This window comes from Ferruginibacter profundus (assembly GCF_054783275.1).
Genome location: NZ_BAAGQW010000001.1, coordinates 2,362,726 through 2,381,521, shown reverse-complemented (window position 1 = coordinate 2,381,521; position 18,796 = coordinate 2,362,726). Strand labels below are relative to the sequence as shown.

Genomic DNA, 18,796 nt, shown 5'->3' with positions numbered 1-18,796 from the left:
TAATTAATAGAAATGAATTTCTATTCAAAAGCTTCTGTTTGTAAGGTCAAAGATTTAATCTGTTTCGTATTGGTCTTGTGCTGGGTTATCGAAATTTAAGGGTGTTCTTAAAATTACAGCCAACGTTCGAGGCTTGCCGCAGGGCTGGTATTTTTTAACTGTCTGCCCGGCAACTGAAGCCGATTGAAAAACTGAAGTTGAAGTTAACAACTAAAAGCTCAATAGAATTCGGTCAAGCCCGATATTAGCTGATAGTAGTTAAACTGCTGATTGTTACTACGTCCGCCAGCCCTGCGGCAAACCTTTTGTTGCCTGCTGGCGTTTCATTAGGGGCGTCAATTCTCCACGTTCGCTTCTTCTCCTAGGAACTCTTTGTGTAAGTTGTCTATGTCAACCTTGTTCTGGTATTTCTCAAAAAGTGGATTTGGATATTTTGCAATCGCAATTGTTAGATACCTTCCCAATGTTTCCCGTCTAAACTTGTTTCTTGCATTTATGGTTTTATCAAATAATTCTATTGTCTTTGCGTTGGGATATTTTGCTAATGCCTGATAAAGTATTCTCCATTTACTATAGTCATAGTATTTGTCCTTCCATTCTGTTTCAAATACTTTAATTAGCAGCGGATAAAAAGTAGTATCTGGGAATTCTCTAACTGCCCAAATAGCATAGTATTGAGTTTTGTCATCAGAAAAATAGCTTGTAATAATTTCTTTATCCTGTTGCCTTTTATACTTTGCCAATGCCAAAACTGAAACTGGAATTCTTTCGTTTAGAGCTATATCTCTTATTCTGTCGTAATACAAAGTGTCGCCATTAATTCCTTTAATTCTCCCTTCTTTGTACGCAAGACGATTTTTTGGGTCGTAAAATAGTAAGCTGTCAACTCTTGCAATGCTTGGATAATTGTTTATCCAATAGCTGCTGTCTTTGGTTGCCAGATAAAAGTAAAATGTCTGCAGAAAATAGTCGCCTGTCATTTGTTGCGAGCCAATACACCCTTGTTGTATAGAAACTAAACTTGTGTCATAGAGATGCGATATTACAACAGGAATAATGTCAACACTGTCTTTTGAACAAAGAGATTGAAAGGCAGCACATTTAACAGTAGTATTCTTGCTTGCCGTCAAGGCTAAAAGTTCTTTTGATGTTGAAATCTCTGTCAATTGGTTTAGACGGTCATATTGATTTGACTTAATACCAGGATACCCAATATATAATCCGTCCAACTTGTTATATTTAGCAATGCTGTCAACAAGAGATTCTACTTCAGGTCTAATGGTTTGACCAAAAGTTAGTAGCGGAATAAAGCAGATAGCAAATATTTTTAAACTTACGGTCATTTTGATGCTTGTGTTACGCTTGCAGCCAAAGTGTGTATTTATGTTATTATACGCTATTAGGTTAAATAAAAATATATTGAAAATCAAAGCTTTAATGTTATACATTTTGTATTTAGCGTAGCGTCAATGAGATTTAACTATTTTTTTAATATGTCTGATCTTGTTGTAAAAAATATGGCGTTGCCAACCCTGACTCACATGCTTTCAAGGTGCGGCTGCATATCCTAAATTAAGAATTTATTTATTAAAAAATAAAATATTCAAATGCAACTAATTTAAACTCAAAACAGTCGGCTACCAGTCTATTGCTTCCTGCTTCCACAAATCATCAAATGGGCTTACAATATTTACCAGCTGCTTTTTACTTACATGCAGGTAACGCTCCGTTGTCTTAATATCAAAATGGCCCAGCAGTTCTTTTATGTATTTTATATCGGTGCCCTTATCAGGCAGGTGGGTGGCAAAACTGTGCCGCAGGCTATGTATCCCCACTTCTTTTTTTACCCGGCTTTATTCTTTTGCTGCAGTAACGGGGGCAGTAACGGCGTGTAGCCCGTGGGGTAATTGCGGTGCAAATTTAAATATAGCCACCACAATACAAACAATACGCTCTTACAACTCCAAAGTAAACAATCCGCATTATGGCTGCTTTGCAGCTAACAGCTTTTGCAACAGCTCCACTTTCTCTCTTTCACTTTGTAACAAACGTTCGTAAAGTTCTTCATTTTTATTAACTGCTTCCATCCATTTTTCTACAGGGTTAACGGTAAATGTGGGGTAGTAGTTATAGCCGTTCGATTGGTCATTAAATGTGTTGGAGATAATATTCACTGCAACTTCTTCATCAAAATTCTTAATCGCCTCCAGTGGTACCTTCAATACCCCGGCCACCTGTTGCAGCAAGGCCTCGTCAATCTGCTCTTTGCTTTCCAGCAGCGATATCTTTTTCTGGTTCCAGTCTGCGCCCAGGTCGTGGGCAAGGCTTTCCTGTTTAATGCCCAGCATCTCTCTAAAGCGTTTTACATTGCGGCCCTGGTGTATTGTTTTTTCCATATAGTATTTGATTGTGTGTTTACAAATATAACAACATTTATAAGTATACCCTCTCGTATAAAATACTCTTTTTTTAAGATAAATTATATCCTTTGCGGCGCCCGGGGTACCTCCCGTTTCTATAAGGGTAAAAAGCATCCTGGTGCTTAACAAAGTGGTTAGTGTTTGCTGCTGCAGGCCGGGCTATGCGGTGCGGCACCTGGTAACAGGTAAACCACAATACCTGGCCCTCTTTTACCGGTGCCTTTATCCGTTAGGGTTAGTGCCTCAAACAGGCAACCTGGTTTTACCTACATAAATCAATAGTGTTAAAATTTGCAACTAACCGGCGCCGCTGCAGCAAGCCAAATTTATACACGTATATATTTTGTCCTCATCCCTTCATGATGAATCATTGTAATCAGATCAATGCCTGGTTGAATAAAAATATAATCACAAGGTTGTGTAAATTCCATATTCAACAGATCCGGGTATACAATTTCCATAAAGTAAATCATATCCTTAAAGTAAAAAACAGAAAAAGCCTCCTGATCTCTGAAACACTCATCGGTTACAATGATCGTTTCGCCGCCTGCAGGTGTAAGTTTTGCAAATGCAATATCTAAATAATCCTGGTTACTCAATTCGTAGGTATTGTCTTCCCAATTCAATATCGGGCGCCATTTAAATTGTACGCCGCATTGTTCGGCAAACTGGTGAATAGAACCTGGCGTTAAAACAAAATTAATGCTATTACTTTCATTATTGAATATCTTTTCAATGTGCTTTTTTACAACGGCAAACGGTATTTTTTTATAAATAGGTGCTGGCATAGTAAGTTATCTTTTTATAGCATCTTTGGCGGTAATTACGGTTATCCATAATAGATACTATAAAGTTATTATTGTTTTTAATTCCGGCTGCACGCAATAATTTATTGGCCTCAGCAGGCCTGTTTTTTTGTGGCCCAGGCCGTAATTTTTTAAGAGGCGCCGTGCAAACAAAAAAAATCCCGGTTGCAACAACCGGGATCCTTCATACTAAAACTGCAATTATTTTATACCATACTTATACTTATACTTGTCAAACAACTGTGTTTGCTTATTGGTAAGGTTTACTTCCCTGCCTTGTATAAAGGCGTGGGTAATGCTATTGCTTTTCATATCCAGTATATCGCCGTCGCTTACCACTATATTGGCGTCTTTGCCGGTTTCTACCGATCCTGTTTTATCAGCAATGCCCAATATTTTTGCGGCGCTTAAAGTAATGGCAGTTAAAGCTTCTTCTTTAGTAAGGCCATTGGCAGCAGCAGTGCCGGCTTCAAAAGGCAGGTTGCGGCTGCGGGTGTTTTCGTCATTATCATTCAACGCAAATAATACCCCTGCTTTTTGCAAAACTGCAGGTGTTTTAAAAGGCTGGTCAATGTCATCATCCACCATCGTTGGCAGGGCATGTAATTGTTCCAGCACCACAGCAATATTATTTTGCTTTAAAAGATCGGCTATCTGCCAGCTGTCCGATGCGCCTTCCAGCACCACATCAAAGCCAAACTCTTTTACAAAGTCAACCGCCAGCAGCATCTCCTTTACAATATTGCAATGGATAAACAGTTTTTGTTTTTTGCTGAACAAACCTTTTACCGCTTCGTATTTTAAATTGGTATTCTCATGCGTTGGCTCTGCCAGGTAAGCCTTGGCTTCCCTGAAGAAGGCTTTCACGCTTTCCACCTGCTCAAGGCCTCTTTTTACAGGGTCAACAGGTGGTTGCTGCCCGCCACCAAAGCCACCACGGCCACGGGTACGTGCTAATAAAGATGGCATGCGAAAATGTATGGCGCCATCCATTTTATACACCGCATCCTCCCAGTTCCAGGCATCTAACTGTACTACAGAAGAAGAGCCGGAGATAAGCCCGCCACCCGGTACGGTATTGGCTAATAAGATGCCGCTGGTACGTAAAGTGTTGATCACTTTGCTATCGGTATTATACGCCACTATAGAACGGATGCTGGGGTTTAGCTCTCCCAGTTCTTCTGCATCAATGGTGGCCCTTACCGCAGGTACTTCCATCAAACCCAGTTCGGTAGACGTTAAAATTAAACCGGGATAAATATGTTTGCCCTTGCAGTCAATTATTTTTCCGCCGGTAGAAGTAGTGGCACCTACTTCGGTTATCTTACCGTTTGTGATCACTACATTACCACTGGTAATTACATTGCCATTGCCTACATGTATGGTGGCATTGGTTAAAGTGATGGTTTCTTTTTGTACCGGTGCAGGGTACACTGTTTCCTGTGCCCGTGCAGTAGCAAAACTACATACCGTTAAACAAGCTATTAATATTTTTTTCATCAGTATTTTTTTAATTATCAATTATCCATTATTTCATTATCCATTATACACTACTGCCCGTCCAGTTCATCCGCATCTACCTCTAACAGGCCATGGTGTGTATGATCCATACAGGTATTCACCACTTCAAATCTTGGCCTTGGCCTTTGAAAATTGCCTCTGGTACCCCCCGGTGCATCGGATGATTTTTTTGCGGCCGCTAATTTTTGTATCAGCCTTGCTTTTTCGGCCTGGTTGCGTTTGCGCAATTCCATGTCTTTATCCCTGTCAAAATAAATGGTACCATCTACAATAGTGGTTAATGCATTGGCATAAATGCTCAAAGGGTTATCGCTCCATAAAACAAGGTCGGCATCTTTACCCACTTTTATGCTGCCCACTTTAGCATCTACATGCAGCATTTTTGCAGGGTTGATAGTTACCATCTTCAATGCATCTTCTTCGCTCATGCCACCATACTTCACGCTTTTTGCAGCTTCCTGGTTTAAGCGGCGTGCCATTTCTGCATCATCAGAATTGATGGCAACATTTAAACCCACCTTATTCATAATGTAGGCATTGTAGGCAATGGCATCCACTACTTCCATTTTATAATTCCACCAATCGCTGAAGGTAGATGCGTTGGCGCCATGGGCTTTCATTTTATCAGCTACTTTATAGCCTTCTAAAATATGGGTAAAGGTGTTTATTTTAAAACCAAAATGTTCAGCCACCTTCATGGTTTCATTTATTTCGCTTTGTACATAAGAGTGGCAGGTGATAAATCGCTTGCTGTTCATGATCTCTACCAGGGCATCCAGTTCCAGGTCTCTTCTTACCACCATGGGTGTGGCACCTTTCTTTTTATTATTTTCTTCTGCGGCTTTCCATTGTTTCTGGTAATCGCTGGCTCTTTGAAAAGCATCCATCTGCACTTCTTCCACACCCATCCTTGTATCGGGGAAACGGGTATTGCCTTGCGAGCTTGAACTGCGTTTTACATTTTCACCCAATGCAAATTTGATGAAAGGGTCGGCACCTGCAAATTTCAGGTCTTCTGCGTTTGCGCCCCAGCGTAATTTTATCAATTGTGTTTGCCCGCCAATGGTATTGGCCGAGCCATGCAGTATATGAGAGGTAGTAACACCACCGCTTAACTGCCTGTAAATATTCACATCTTCGGGGTTAAGGTTATCACCAATCCTTACCTCAGATGTTACACTTTGCCCGCCTTCATTAATAGAAGCGGCAGCAATATGTGAGTGTTCATCAATAATACCCGGTGTTAAATGTTTGCCCTTGCCATCAATCACTTTTGCTGTAGCATCAGACAAGTTTTTTCCAATGGCGGCTATCTTGCCATCTTTTACCAGTACATCGGTTTCTTCTAATTTACCTGCTGCATCACTTGTCCATACGGTAGCATTTTTAATAAGTATGTTTTCCTGCTTTGGCGCTTCTTCCCAGCCATAGCTTACAAAAGGATACGTTACTTTACCCAGTGTTAATGGCGTTTTGGCTTTAACACTATCTGCTTTTACTTCCAGGGCATGGTCAAAACTTGCCGACCATGTAAATGTGTTGCCTGCAATATCCCTGCCCATACCATTCCAGGTATCGCCATTGGCCGTACCGCTTAAAATAGTTTCTTTAGCCTCTCTGCCGCGGCCTTCGGTATAACTCAGTTTTACCAGTTTACCATCGTAACTGTATTTACCGGTAAGGGTGTCGGCAGCAATAAAGCTGGCCACACCGCCATCTTTTAATTCTAGCGAAAATGCTTTGCCATTGCCGGCGGTATATTTATAAGCGCCTTTTACATCGTACCAGCTATCTTCTTTTACGGCATTCTTAATACCCTGTGTCCAGTTTTGAAATACCGTGGTTTTTTCGGCAAAGATGGGGCCGGAGGTAATTACAAAATTGGCGATCTTGCCATTATCTAAACTACCCAGTTTATCGTACACACCTAATAATGTGGCGGGTGTTTTGGTTAATGCTTCCAGGGCCCTGGTTTCTGTTAAACCATATTCAATGGCTTTACGCAGGTTAGGCATAAAATCGGTGGTATTGGCAAGGTCTGCTGTAGAAATACAAAAAGGAACCCCTGCTTTTTCCAGTGCTGCTGCATTGCCCGGTGCCAGTTCCCAATGTTTCAGATCGTCCAGGCCCACAAAACGCAGGTCGTTCGGGTCATCCACATCCATTGCTGCAGGATAATTTAAAGTAAGAATGTAGGCAGCTTTTGTAGCGGCAATTTCTTTAATGCGCTGGTACTCGTTACCGCCACCTTTAATAATATATTGCACACCAAACTCGTCGCCTATTTTATCGGCACGTAAATCGTTCCATTTATCGCTGGCATCAAATATCTGTGGCAGGCTTTGGTTATCGTTCCAGCTTTTTAGAGAGAGGTTAGTGCCTTCCTTAGCCGGAGCAGATTTATACCATTGGGCATCTAAATAGGTCTGGCGCAATAAAGCGATCATACCCATCATAGAATTAGGATAGCTCTGTGTGGAAGTACCTTTACTGAACGAATAAAAAGCCGCTGCCTTATCTTTTAATACAGTAAAGTTATCGGGCTGTGTAGCCAGCGAAACCAATGGGCCGGTACCACGGGCAATACCATCTTTCTGGTGGGTGAGTGCGGCGCCAAAACCAAGGTCACGTAAGGTTTTTGCTTTGGTATCATCGCCGGTAAATAATTTGCTGCCATCAGTCTCGCTTTTAATGGCCTGGTTCCAGCCAAATGCACCCTTGGTGCCCGAAGTAATCTGCTGTGCGGCAAAAAAGCCACCGCCGCCTTGCTGGCGTTGCGGGGTTACAATACCGTAATCGCTGAAGATGTCGATAAAGGAAGGATAGATAAATTTTCCTTTACAATCAATTACCACCGCATCTTTAGGGATGGCGATATTGGTACCTATATTTTCAATCTTCCCCTGCCTTATTACCAATGTGGCATTTTGTAAAGTGCTTTGGGCATCTTTTACAATGGTGGCATTGGTAAAAGCATAGCTGCCGTCTTTGGGGCTGGCAACATCATTAACGGGAAAAGTGGCCTGGGCATTGATCTGTAAAGTGGTAATTACAAACGCCAATACCAGTGCCGGAAATTTTAATTTTTGCATGAAAAGAAGTTTTGGTATTAAAAGGAATGAACGATAAAAATAACGAAACTATCTGTTGAACAATAACCATTGGTGTAATATTATGTGAGTGGAGATGAGAATTATATAAAGATGGTTAGTTGTTGTTTATATTGTAAAAAAACTGCAAGAGAATAGTAAAAGGGGTTTAAATAACATGCATCCCCTTGCAGCTTGTCTCTTGAAGCTAGATTAAATACCGGAAAGAGAAAAAGTATTGGCAACCTTTATCAGCTTTATAAAAACCGTATTTTTACATCCCATTATGAACATTGCCTCTTATATAGACCATACGGTTTTAAAACCCACCACCACCATTGCCAATGTAGAGCAATTGTGTGCCGAAGCAAAAGAGTACGGCTTTGCCGCTGTTTGCGTGCCCCCTTTATTTGTAAAAAAAGCAAAGGAATTAACAGCGGCAACTAATGTAAAAGTGGCTACTGTTATCGGTTTCCCGTTTGGCTACTCGGCTATTGAGGCCAAGGTGGCCGAAATAGTGCTGGCCATTATTGATGGCGCCGACGAACTGGATATGGTAATTAACATCAGTGCCATAAAAAACAACGACTGGCAGTTTTTAGCCAACGAGATCAATACGGTAATGCCGGTGATAAGAAGTAAAGGCAAAGTAATTAAAGTAATTATTGAAAGCGGTATTTTAACCGACGAAGAAATTATTACCTGCTGCGATATTTATGGTGCCGCCGGGGTGGATTTTATGAAGACCAGCACCGGTTACGCCGAAACAGGAGCTACCATTGCTGCGGTGCAACTGATGCGTAAACATTTACCGTCTTCCATAAAAATTAAGGCAAGCGGTGGTATAAAAAACTATAGTTTTGCTGCAGCGTTGGTGAGTGCAGGGGCAAACAGGTTAGGATGCAGCAGTAGTGTACAGATTGTTAAAGAAGCCGGCCGGTAAATTGATGGAACAGTTTTTGCAAAAACGGATGAATATGAAACAAACGATACTATTATTTTTTGCGTTGCTTTTTTGGGTGGCCGTTAAGGCACAAACTGTAGCTGCCGACACTGCAGTTACCGGTAAAATAACTATTAATAAAGACCCCCGGCTGGACATTTTGGCCAAACAGGAAGCTGAAATTAATAAAGCCACTGTTGGGCTGGGTACAAAGGCTGCCAAGGGCTACCGCTTACTGGTACTAAGCAGCAACGATAATGAATATGCTAAAAAAGTAAGGGCTGCCTTGCTGCAGCGTTTTCCCGAACAAAAAGTGTACATGACCTTCCAGGCGCCTTTTATAAAACTAAAATTTGGCAATTTTGTAGAAAAAGATGAGGCAGAAAAATACCGGAAAATGCTCACCAGCTCTAAAATAGTAACAACTAATATTTACCTGGTACCGGAAATTGTAGAGGTAAAAGTGGATAAGAGCAAAGAAAATGAAGATAGCCAACGGTAAGTAGTAACACCTGGATGGGAAAACTCAATAATGCTGTCAGATTCACCACTGACGATTCACCATTCATGTCTCACGTCTCACGACTCAATTATGCTGAAAGAAAAAATACAACAATTAGCCCGATTATATGCCAGCGAATTTATTGATGTAAGGCAGCATATACATGCCCATCCCGAACTGAGCTATAAAGAATTTGAGACCTCAAAATTTGTACAGCAAAAACTACAGGGCTGGGGCATTCCTTTTGAAATAATGGCCACTACAGGTGTGGTGGGTTTAATCAAAGGAAAAAATCCGGAAAAAAAAATAATTGCATTGCGTGCCGATATGGATGCATTGCCCATTACAGAAGCCAATGATGTGCCCTACAGATCATTACACGAAGGCGTGATGCATGCCTGCGGCCACGATGTACACACCACCTGTTTATTAGGTGCTGCAAAAATTTTAAATGAACTGAAAGACGAATGGGAGGGTACGGTAAAATTAATTTTTCAACCGGGAGAAGAAAAGAACCCGGGAGGCGCCAGTATAATGATCAAAGATGGGGTACTGGAAAACCCTAAGCCACAAAAAATATTTGCCTTGCATGTGCATCCCGGGATGGAAGTGGGGCAATTGAGTTTCAGGGGAGGTATGATCATGGCCAGTGCCGATGAAATTTATATTACCATTAAAGCAAAAGGTGGCCATGCAGCAGCACCGCATTTAACCGCCGATACCATTTTAATTGCATCGCATTTGGTAGTAAGCCTGCAGCAGATCATCAGCCGCAATAACAATCCTTTCAATCCTTCGGTATTATCCATCACTTCTTTTAATGGCGGTAATACCACTAACGTTATCCCCAGCGAGGTAAAACTGATGGGCACTTTCCGTGCTATGAATGAGGAGTGGCGTTTTAAAGCACATGAGCTGATAAAAACACAAACTATTGAACTGGTAAAAACAATGGGTGCAGAAGCGGATATTTTAATTGATGTCGGCTATCCCTTTGTGTTAAACGACGAAGCATTAAATGCAGTGTCCCGTAAAAATGCTGAAGACTATATGGGAGCCGCAAATGTAAGCGAAACAGAATTAAGAATGGGAGCCGAAGATTTTGGTTATTACTCTCACCAGGTACCGGCCTGCTTTTTCAGGTTAGGGGCAGGCAATAAAGCAAAAGGCATTACCAGCGGTGTGCATACGCCCACATTTAATATTGATGAAGGAGCGATAGAAGTGGGGATGGGGATGATGGCCTTTTTGGGAAGTGGAGAATGAGAAAGAATGCTCAATTTTCAATGTTCAACGAACAATGCTCAGGAAGAATGTACCTGTATTTTAACTTGAGAATTGAGCATTGAACATTTTCCTGTAAATTGAATAGCGGTTGCATAAATTTTACATGTAGCTAAAAAATAAAAAATTATATGAAACTTGCTTTCCATGGTGCTGCAAGAACCGTTACCGGTTCAAAACACTTACTCAGTTTAAAAAACGGCAAAAAATATTTACTGGATTGTGGTATGTTCCAGGGGTTGGGAAAAGATACCGATATGATGAACCGCCAGTTTGGATTTGATCCCACTGAAGTAACCACCTTAATTCTTTCGCATGCGCATGTGGATCATTGCGGGCTTATTCCTAAATTGGTAGCGGATGGTTTTAAAGGAAAAATTTATTGCACACCGGCTACTAAAGAATTGTCTGCCGTATTAATGGAAGACAGCGCCGGTATACAGGAAAATGATGTGAAATACGAAAATAAAAGAAGGGCACAGGAAGGCTTACCCTATTTAAAACCTTTGTACACCACCGACCAGGCTTTGGCTGCAGTGGATCAGTTTGTAACAGTAGAGTATGATACCTGGTTTACCATTGATGAAAGTATAGACGTGATGTATACCGATGCCGGCCATATCATTGGCAGTGCAGCGGTGCATTTAAAAATTAAGGAAGATGGAAAAATAACCAGGTTAACTTTTAGTGGTGATGTGGGCAGGTATAGAGATGTAATATTAAAATCACCGGCAGAATTTTCGCAGGCAGATTATATTATCTTGGAATCTACTTATGGTAACAGCCTGCACGATAATGCCATTACCACACCTGACCAGATACTGGAATGGGTGGAGAAAGCCTGCCTGCAGAAAAAAGGGAAATTAATTATTGCAGCTTTCAGCGTAGGCCGTACACAGGAAATTTTATTTGCTTTAAATCAGTTGGAATTAGAAAGACGATTACCTGATGTGCCGTATTATGTAGATAGCCCGCTGAGTGTAAAAGCCACCGAAATAGTAAAGCATTACCCGCAGTATTTCAATAAGACCATACAAAAAATATTGGCCAGCGATAATGATCCGTTTGGATTTAAAGGATTGAAATTTGTGCAGTCGGTTGATGAATCAAAACTGCTGAATTTTAAGAACGGTCCTTTTGTAGTGATCTCTGCAAGTGGTATGGCAGATGCAGGAAGAGTGAAACATCATATCAGTAATAATATCGAAAGCAGCCGCAATACTATTTTAATGACGGGTTATTGCGAACCCAATTCGCTTGGTGCCAAATTGCAGCAACCCGGAAGAAAGGAAGTGAATATTTTTGGGGTTACGCATGAGATCAATGCCGAAGTAGGCAGCATCCGCAGTATGAGTGCCCATGGCGATTATGATGACCTGAGCCAATTCCTTGCCTGCCAGAACCCGAAACAGGTACAACGTTTATTTTTAGTGCATGGTGAATATAATGTGCAACAGGATTTTCGGCTACGGTTAATGAAGAAAGGCTATGATGTGGAAATACCGGAAATGCATAGTGAAGTAGGATTGGGATGACAAAAGATAACAGGATGAACCGCTAATGCGGTTCTTTTTTTTGAACGCAGATTTTTATGATGGTTATGATCAGTTAAGATTAATATGCGTAAACAAAAAGCTTGTTTATAGAGCTTGTTATCCGATAATTCCTGTCAGTGTAAATCATGATCATCATAAAGATCCGTGTTCCGGCCCCGGCGCCGAATGCGGCTAACTAAATAAAAACTCCACATCCTCTTTCGTAAGCTGTTTTACAAATCCTTCATTATCGCCGATCAGGTTTTCACTCAGTTCTTTTTTACTTTGTTGCAATTGCATAATTTTTTCTTCAATGGTATCCTTGCAGATCATTTTATAGGCAAATACATTTTTCGTTTGCCCGATACGGTGAGTACGGTCAATGGCCTGTTGCTGCACTGCATTATTCCACCAGGGATCAAACAGGAAAACATAATCGGCAGCGGTTAATGTAAGCCCCGTATTGCCCGCCATCAGGCTGATGAGGAATACCTGTGTAGTATTGTCCTCTTGCTGAAAATCGGCTACCAGCTGGCTTCTTTGTTTGGCAGGCGTACTGCCATCTAATAAATAAAATGAAATGCCTTTTTCTGTCAGTGTATCTGCAAGCAATTGCAGCATTTTTGCAAACTGGGAAAATACCAGCACTTTATGTTTACCCAGATTACCCAGTTCTTCCAATAGCAGATCTGTTTTAGCAGAGAGCCGGGTGCTTTGTTCTTCGGCTGGTAATAACATCGGCGAACTGCAGATCTGTTTCAGTTTCATAATGCCCTGCAGCACTGCCAGTTTGGTTTTACCAAGGCCATTGGTTTTAATATCAGTAAACAGGTTGTCTTTGATCTGGCTTTTAATGCCATCGTATAGATCTTTTTGCTGTGTACTCATATTGCACCAGAGTACCGATTCTGTTTTTTCGGGCAGGTCTTTAGCTACCTGGTTTTTAGTGCGGCGTAAAATAAATGGTGCGGTTAATTTCTGCAGCATCCATATTTTTTCTTCGTTATGGTCTTTATCAATGGCATCGGCATATTCCCGTTTAAAAAATTCCCTGCTGCCAAACATGCCGGGCAGTAAAAATTCCAGCTGGCTGTACAAATCAAACGTATTATTCATTACCGGTGTACCACTAAGGGCTACACGACAATTGCCCTGTATTTGATTTACTGCTTTGGTAATTTGTGCTGCCGGGCTTTTAATATTGTGGCTTTCATCAATTACCACCACTTCAAAAGGTATGATTGACAATGCTTCAATATCAGAACGCAAAGTACCATAACTGGTGATGCATACGTCGGTGGTTTTGTGGCTTACACTATCCAGGTTGCGTTGTGTACCATGATGTACATAGCTACGCAGGTGTGGTGCAAACTTTTCAATTTCAGCCTGCCAGTTGTAAATTAAAGACGCCGGGCAAACAATTAAAGCCATGCCCACAGGCGTAGCTTCTAATCTGTCGGTGATAAAACAAATGGTTTGCAAAGTTTTACCCAGGCCCATATCATCTGCCAGGCAGGCTCCGGCATTAACTTCGGCCAGCATCTTCATCCATTCAAAACCTTTTTGCTGGTAAGGCCTTAACGTAGCTTTTATTTTTTTTGATACGGGATACACTATCGAGTTGATATCCTGCCATTTTTCCCAAACCTGCCACCAATCGGTACTGATGCTGAGCGATAAATTCTTTTCTGCTGTTGCATTGCTATGTTCACCAATGGCCAGCCATTTGGGTGCCAGCAATGTTGAGGGATTGCTGATCTTACTATGTTTTATTATAGTGGCAAACTCGGCCAGCCAATCTTCATGCAATACGCCTAATGAGCCATCTTTCAGCATCACCGCTCTTTGCCCTGCCAATATTATTTTCTGCAATTCATTTAAGGGCACTAACTCTTTTCCAAAATGTAAGGAAAAAGTTATTTCAACTTTGCTGTCGTTGATATTGCTGATTACAAAAATAGTTTCGGGCTTATGTGGCGAATACCTGAAGTGCGTAAGCATATCAATGCCCGCCAGTTCAATATTCATTTCCAGTAACTGGTGGTATACTTTTAAAAACCATTGTTTCTTTTGAGCATCAGCAAAGCTTACATAATACCAGCCATTTAATTGTTTGGGAAAATTAGGGTGCAGACCTTCCAGCAATTTTTTAAAATCCAACTCGGCCTGTTTATTTCTTTTAATAAAAACCTGTTGCCCTTCCTCCGTGGTTTCAATCTGTTCTTTCCATTCGCCTTCTGCAATATTGCCATCATAGATCCATTGCGGCGTAAGCACTAAAAATGAATTGCTGATCTCACTCAGCATTACCCTTTGCGTGGGTACAATATTTTCAACCAGGTTAACAGCAAATAAATTATTTCTTTCAACAGTATAATTTTCTTCCAGTACCGCTAAAATGTTTTTTGCAAAGGCAGCGCCATCGGCATCAATGGTTTTATTTTTTTTGATCCATTCCAGCGTTTGGTAATCTTTATTCTTAAGAATAAAATATTCATTCTTACTTTCCAGTAAAAAAGCAAAACGCCTGAAATCATACTCGGCATAGGCAATGCCATTGATGGTGATTTGTGTAAACAATAAAAAATTATTGTTTTGTTTTTCTACAGTAAAACTAAGTGAGGGTGTATAATTGCTGAATGTACAGGGTGCTATCATCAGGTTACCTGTTGCAGGATTGGGCAACTGGTGATAACATTTCAGTAAAGGGAAAAATGGTTTTACTGTTTCAAAAAGTTGCTGCAGCTGCCTGTTGTAAGCAGAGCCTATAAACTGCTCTGCCCCGATACCTGATTTCTGTTGCCTGTATTTTTTTACCAGTTCGTCTTCAATAAGTTTTACTTTTTCCGGTAGTAATGCTGCTACGGCTTCTTTAGCCACCGGTGGTAATGCAGGAAAATATTTAGGCAGATCCCTGGGAGATAATTCCTGCGAACTGTATTGAACAATGCCTTGCCCTTTTTTTAAGGTTAATAAATGAACAAAAGGATTTCGCTTGAGTAACTGAAGGGGTAAAAAAAGGATACCGGTTTTTACTGCAGCGGATAATGTTTCGGGAGTCATCAGGTTAGGAACGTTAAACTATTTTAAACAGGTATTGCCACACCTGGTTTATTAATTAAAAACAAAATGATACCAGTTGCTATTAAAATCTTTCTACTTTAAATGCACTGATATTGATAGAAGTGGTTTTACGCTGAATGATCTCTGTTACCAATTTGCCGGTACCTGTGCCTTCACTGATACCCAGCATGGCGTGGCCACCTGCAATCACCACATTCTCGTACAAATGATGTTTGCCAATATAGGGTAAACCATCCGGTGTTACGGGCCTCAGGCCATTCCATATTTTATCAACAGGAGGAAAATCAATTTTTAAACCGGGGTAAAAATCCAATGCAGAATCGTAAATGCCTTTCATGCGTTTTACCAGTACTTTATTGTTGATGCCACTTAATTCCATGGTGCCGCCAATTCTTAATTGATTGCCCCATGGAGTAATGGCACATCGGCCATCAACTAAAATAGCGGGGTATTTAATATTTTTTTCTACCGAAGGATAAGTATAACTGTAACCCTTACCCGGTTGTAATAATAATTTTATGCCCATCATTTTTGTCACCACCGGCAGCCAGCTACCCGTTGCAACCACAACTTCGTCGCAGGAAAATTTTCCCTTATCAGTAATTACAGCAGTAATTTTTTTAGTCGCTTTTTCAAAACCCGTAACTGTGGAATGAAGCTGCAGCTTTACTCCTTTACTTACCAGGTAATCCCTAAGTGCCACCATCATTTTACCGGGATTAAAATGGCAGTCATCTTTAAATAATACGGCGCCGGCAACATCTACTTCTACGTTGGGTTCTAATTTTTGTACGTCTTCTTTTACCAGGCGTTCTACTTTCAGGCCCAGCATTTCGGCATCATCTGCCATATGAAATTCATGGTCCAGTGTTTTTTGTTGTTTACACATCATCAGGCAGCCGATCTGTTCCATATCAAAAGTGTCGCCGATATCGTTGCGGAGATCATTAATAAGTTTACGGCTCAGCTGTAAAATATTATTCAGGTGCGGCGAATTTTTTTCTACTGTTGCGGCATTGCTGCTTTTCCAGAAATGATATCCCCATTGCATCAGGTCCAGGTTCAATCTTGGTTTAATATAAAAAGGAGACGTAGAACTCAGCATCCATTTTAACCCCTGGCTGATAATGCCCGGGCTGGCCAAAGGCACAAAATGGCTGGGAGAAATATAACCCATATTACCAAAAGAACAGCCATCTGTAATATCTCCACGTTCAATAACCGTAACGTTGTAACCGGCTTTATTTAAGTAGTATGCACTGGATAAACCTATAACACCACCACCAATTACAGCAATTTCACTCATAATCAATTATTAGTTTTTACTTCCTTAATTACAACTGGCAAATTACTAACTAATGTGCTTACATCTTCAACTTTATGGCAAAATTTTCGGCTGCAAAAGCAGGAGGGGTGGGGGCATGCCTGTATTTGAGTGCTGCCCTGCAGCAATTGTTATCACCTGTTTTTTTTAACGCCTGCCGGTTATTTAATTTTTTGTGGACTTGCGGATGGTTAATACCGAGGGAATAACAACGGTTTCATTTGGTATAACAAAATTCTTTTTTTCCAATGCTTTTACCAGTGTGGCAGCAGCGGCCTGCCCAATTTCGTAAGCCGGTTGTGTGATGGTGGTAAGCGGCGGATTTAAAAAAGAAGCCGTATCTAAATTAGAAAAACTGATCATCTGCAGGTCGGCGGGAATTTTTATATTCAGGTCTTCACAAACCTTATAAATGATGATCGATAAATTTTCAATGGAACATAAAATACCATCGGGCCTTTTAGCAGCTTTTAATTTTTTAAGAAGGATGTTATAATTATGCTCGAAGTTGGTGGTGCAATTGATAATATTGGTATCGCTGAAGGGTATACCATTATCTTGCAATGCTTTTTTATATCCTTCCATGCGGCAGCTGATGATGTTAAGATTGCCGATGATAGAAACAAAATGCGGATTCTTACAACCGCTCTTTATCAAATGAGTAGTGGCAGCATAAGCACTTTCAAAATCGTTGGTGGTAACTTTCACGGTGTTGATCTCATCAAATACCCTGTCGAAAAAAATAACCGGCACTTCCTTATCAATTAACTCACTGATATGTGTACTGGCTGTTGTTTCTCTTGATACCGACAGCAGCACCCCATCCACACGGCCGCTTTCAAAATCTTTTAAGATCGCTTTTTCGTTCTCAAAATTCTCATGTGTTAAATAGATGAGTACATGGTAACCTTTTGCTTTAGCCACCGATTCAATACCATTGATAGATTGAGAAAAAAAACTGTTTACCACTTCAGGTATCACCACGCCAATGGTTTTACTTTTTCTTTTGCGTAAACTGCTGGCGTATGGGTTGGGGGTATAGTTCAGCTCTTCGGCTAATGCCAGTACTTTTCTTTTTGTTTCTGCGCTTATCTCGTGGCTGTCTCTTAATGCTTTTGATATGGTAGAAACAGAAAGTTGTAATTCTTTTGCCAGTGTTTTAATAGTCAGTTTGTCCATCTTAATATTCTTGATCCGCCTGTTTATTGGTTTGTAAGCTACATAAATTTCCAGTAAAAGCGAAAACGGTTGCGTAAATAAAAATAGCCCGATGCGTCGTTTGTAATTTATAAAATGTCAATTTAGTGTTACGATTTTTAGATCAGACACTTAAAACTATTGCACTATATGGCGTCAACAGCAAAGCAATTGCTTCCCGGCGAAGTAAATCCACTGCACAGTCTCGACGAATGGGAGGAAGACGTTCTGGAACGTTATCCCGATCCGAAAGCTATCGCAAAAGACAAATCCACAGAAGCGTACAGAAATTATGAAGCCCCTGCAAGGGATACGGTAAAAGAATTTTACCGCCTCAATCATACGTACCAGACTTTTGATTTTGTTAAAGAAAAACAAAATAATTTTTTAAAATTTGATAAGAAGGAGATGCCGGTATGGGATGCATTCCAGTTTTTAAATCAACTGGTAGATGATTCCGATCCTGATACTGACCTGGACCAGTTTCAACATCTATTACAAACCTCTGAAGCTATAAGAAGAGACGGGCACCCCGACTGGATGGTGATGGTGGGATTGATGCATGACATGGGAAAAACGCTTTGCCTGTTTGGTGAACCGCAATGGGCGGTAGTGGGTGATACATTCCCTGTAGGATGTGCCTATTCTGATAAAATTGTGTACCCGGAATTTTTTAAAAATAACCCTGATTACAACGACGAACGATACAATACAAAATTTGGTGTTTACACACCGAATTGCGGATTACGCAATGTTGATATGAGCTGGGGACATGATGAATATGTGTACCAGATGATGAAAGACCATTTACCGGAAGAAGGTTTGTATATGCTGCGGTACCATTCTTTTTATGCCTGGCACAGGGAAGGAGAATACAGCCATTTATTAGATGACCACGATAAGGAAATGCTGAAGTGGGTAAGTTTATTCAATCCTTACGACCTGTATTCAAAAAATCCCACACCACCCAACTGGGATGAACTGAAACCTTACTACACGGAGTTAGTGGCAAAATACCTGCCGGCAACTTTAAAGTTCTAACCATTTTTATTCGAGAATTGACCAATTAAATAATCTAACCAAAACAACCA

At 40.7% G+C, this 18,796-nt stretch carries 14 protein-coding genes; 5 read left to right on the top strand and 9 right to left on the bottom strand.

Going from position 1 to position 18,796, the window contains the following annotated elements:
* Positions 1–335 precede the first annotated feature (335 nt).
* From ACYVM0_RS10075 to ACYVM0_RS10050, 6 genes are all read right to left on the bottom strand, one after another.
* Entirely contained in the window at positions 336–1,343 is a 1,008-nt protein-coding gene (locus ACYVM0_RS10075; RefSeq protein WP_460556272.1) for a hypothetical protein, read from the bottom strand.
* Between the two features lie 294 nt (positions 1,344–1,637).
* The gene (locus ACYVM0_RS10070) at positions 1,638–1,835 is read right to left on the bottom strand and encodes a site-specific integrase (protein ID WP_460556269.1); all 198 of its coding nucleotides are present in this window, start codon (positions 1,833–1,835) and stop codon (positions 1,638–1,640) included.
* A 147-nt stretch (positions 1,836–1,982) separates the two neighbouring features.
* Positions 1,983–2,396: a helix-turn-helix domain-containing protein gene (locus ACYVM0_RS10065; protein WP_460556266.1), complete on the bottom strand. Its 414-nt coding sequence runs from the start codon at positions 2,394–2,396 to the stop codon at positions 1,983–1,985.
* Positions 2,397–2,746: 350 nt separating this feature from the next.
* On the bottom strand, positions 2,747–3,208 hold the full coding sequence (locus tag ACYVM0_RS10060) for a hypothetical protein (RefSeq protein ID WP_460556263.1): 462 nt from the start codon (positions 3,206–3,208) through the stop codon (positions 2,747–2,749).
* Between the two features lie 219 nt (positions 3,209–3,427).
* Positions 3,428–4,726, bottom strand: a complete 1,299-nt coding sequence (locus ACYVM0_RS10055; RefSeq protein WP_460556260.1) for an amidohydrolase family protein — start codon at positions 4,724–4,726, stop codon at positions 3,428–3,430.
* Positions 4,727–4,776: 50 nt separating this feature from the next.
* Complete coding sequence (locus ACYVM0_RS10050; protein WP_460556257.1) at positions 4,777–7,839, bottom strand: amidohydrolase family protein; 3,063 nt, start codon at positions 7,837–7,839, stop codon at positions 4,777–4,779.
* Between the two features lie 283 nt (positions 7,840–8,122).
* Here ACYVM0_RS10050 and deoC point away from each other — a divergent pair, with 283 nt between their 5' ends.
* The 4 genes from deoC to ACYVM0_RS10030 all read left to right on the top strand — a co-directional run bounded on the left by deoC (position 8,123) and on the right by ACYVM0_RS10030 (position 12,100).
* Positions 8,123–8,779: a 2-deoxyribose-5-phosphate aldolase gene (deoC, locus tag ACYVM0_RS10045; RefSeq protein ID WP_460556254.1), complete on the top strand. Its 657-nt coding sequence runs from the start codon at positions 8,123–8,125 to the stop codon at positions 8,777–8,779.
* Positions 8,780–8,813: 34 nt separating this feature from the next.
* Positions 8,814–9,281: a hypothetical protein gene (locus ACYVM0_RS10040; RefSeq protein WP_460556251.1), complete on the top strand. Its 468-nt coding sequence runs from the start codon at positions 8,814–8,816 to the stop codon at positions 9,279–9,281.
* 90 nt (positions 9,282–9,371) lie between these two features.
* Entirely contained in the window at positions 9,372–10,547 is a 1,176-nt protein-coding gene (locus tag ACYVM0_RS10035; RefSeq protein WP_460556248.1) for a M20 metallopeptidase family protein, read from the top strand.
* A gap of 149 nt (positions 10,548–10,696) precedes the next feature.
* Positions 10,697–12,100: an MBL fold metallo-hydrolase RNA specificity domain-containing protein gene (locus ACYVM0_RS10030; protein ID WP_460556245.1), complete on the top strand. Its 1,404-nt coding sequence runs from the start codon at positions 10,697–10,699 to the stop codon at positions 12,098–12,100.
* A 192-nt stretch (positions 12,101–12,292) separates the two neighbouring features.
* On the opposite strand, the gene ACYVM0_RS10025 is transcribed toward ACYVM0_RS10030, so the two are convergent.
* The 3 genes from ACYVM0_RS10025 to ACYVM0_RS10015 form a co-directional block, all read right to left on the bottom strand.
* Complete coding sequence (locus tag ACYVM0_RS10025; protein ID WP_460556242.1) at positions 12,293–15,163, bottom strand: DEAD/DEAH box helicase; 2,871 nt, start codon at positions 15,161–15,163, stop codon at positions 12,293–12,295.
* A gap of 82 nt (positions 15,164–15,245) precedes the next feature.
* Positions 15,246–16,490 carry an NAD(P)/FAD-dependent oxidoreductase gene (locus ACYVM0_RS10020; protein ID WP_460556239.1) on the bottom strand — a complete coding sequence of 415 codons (1,245 nt, stop codon included), beginning with the start codon at positions 16,488–16,490 and terminating at the stop codon, positions 15,246–15,248.
* A 183-nt stretch (positions 16,491–16,673) separates the two neighbouring features.
* Positions 16,674–17,687, bottom strand: a complete 1,014-nt coding sequence (locus ACYVM0_RS10015; protein WP_460556236.1) for a LacI family DNA-binding transcriptional regulator — start codon at positions 17,685–17,687, stop codon at positions 16,674–16,676.
* Positions 17,688–17,855: 168 nt separating this feature from the next.
* Between ACYVM0_RS10015 and ACYVM0_RS10010 the strand changes: the two genes are divergently transcribed.
* A complete protein-coding gene (locus ACYVM0_RS10010) occupies positions 17,856–18,746 on the top strand; it encodes an inositol oxygenase family protein (RefSeq protein WP_460556233.1) in 891 nt (296 codons plus the stop codon).
* Positions 18,747–18,796: the final 50 nt, after the last annotated feature.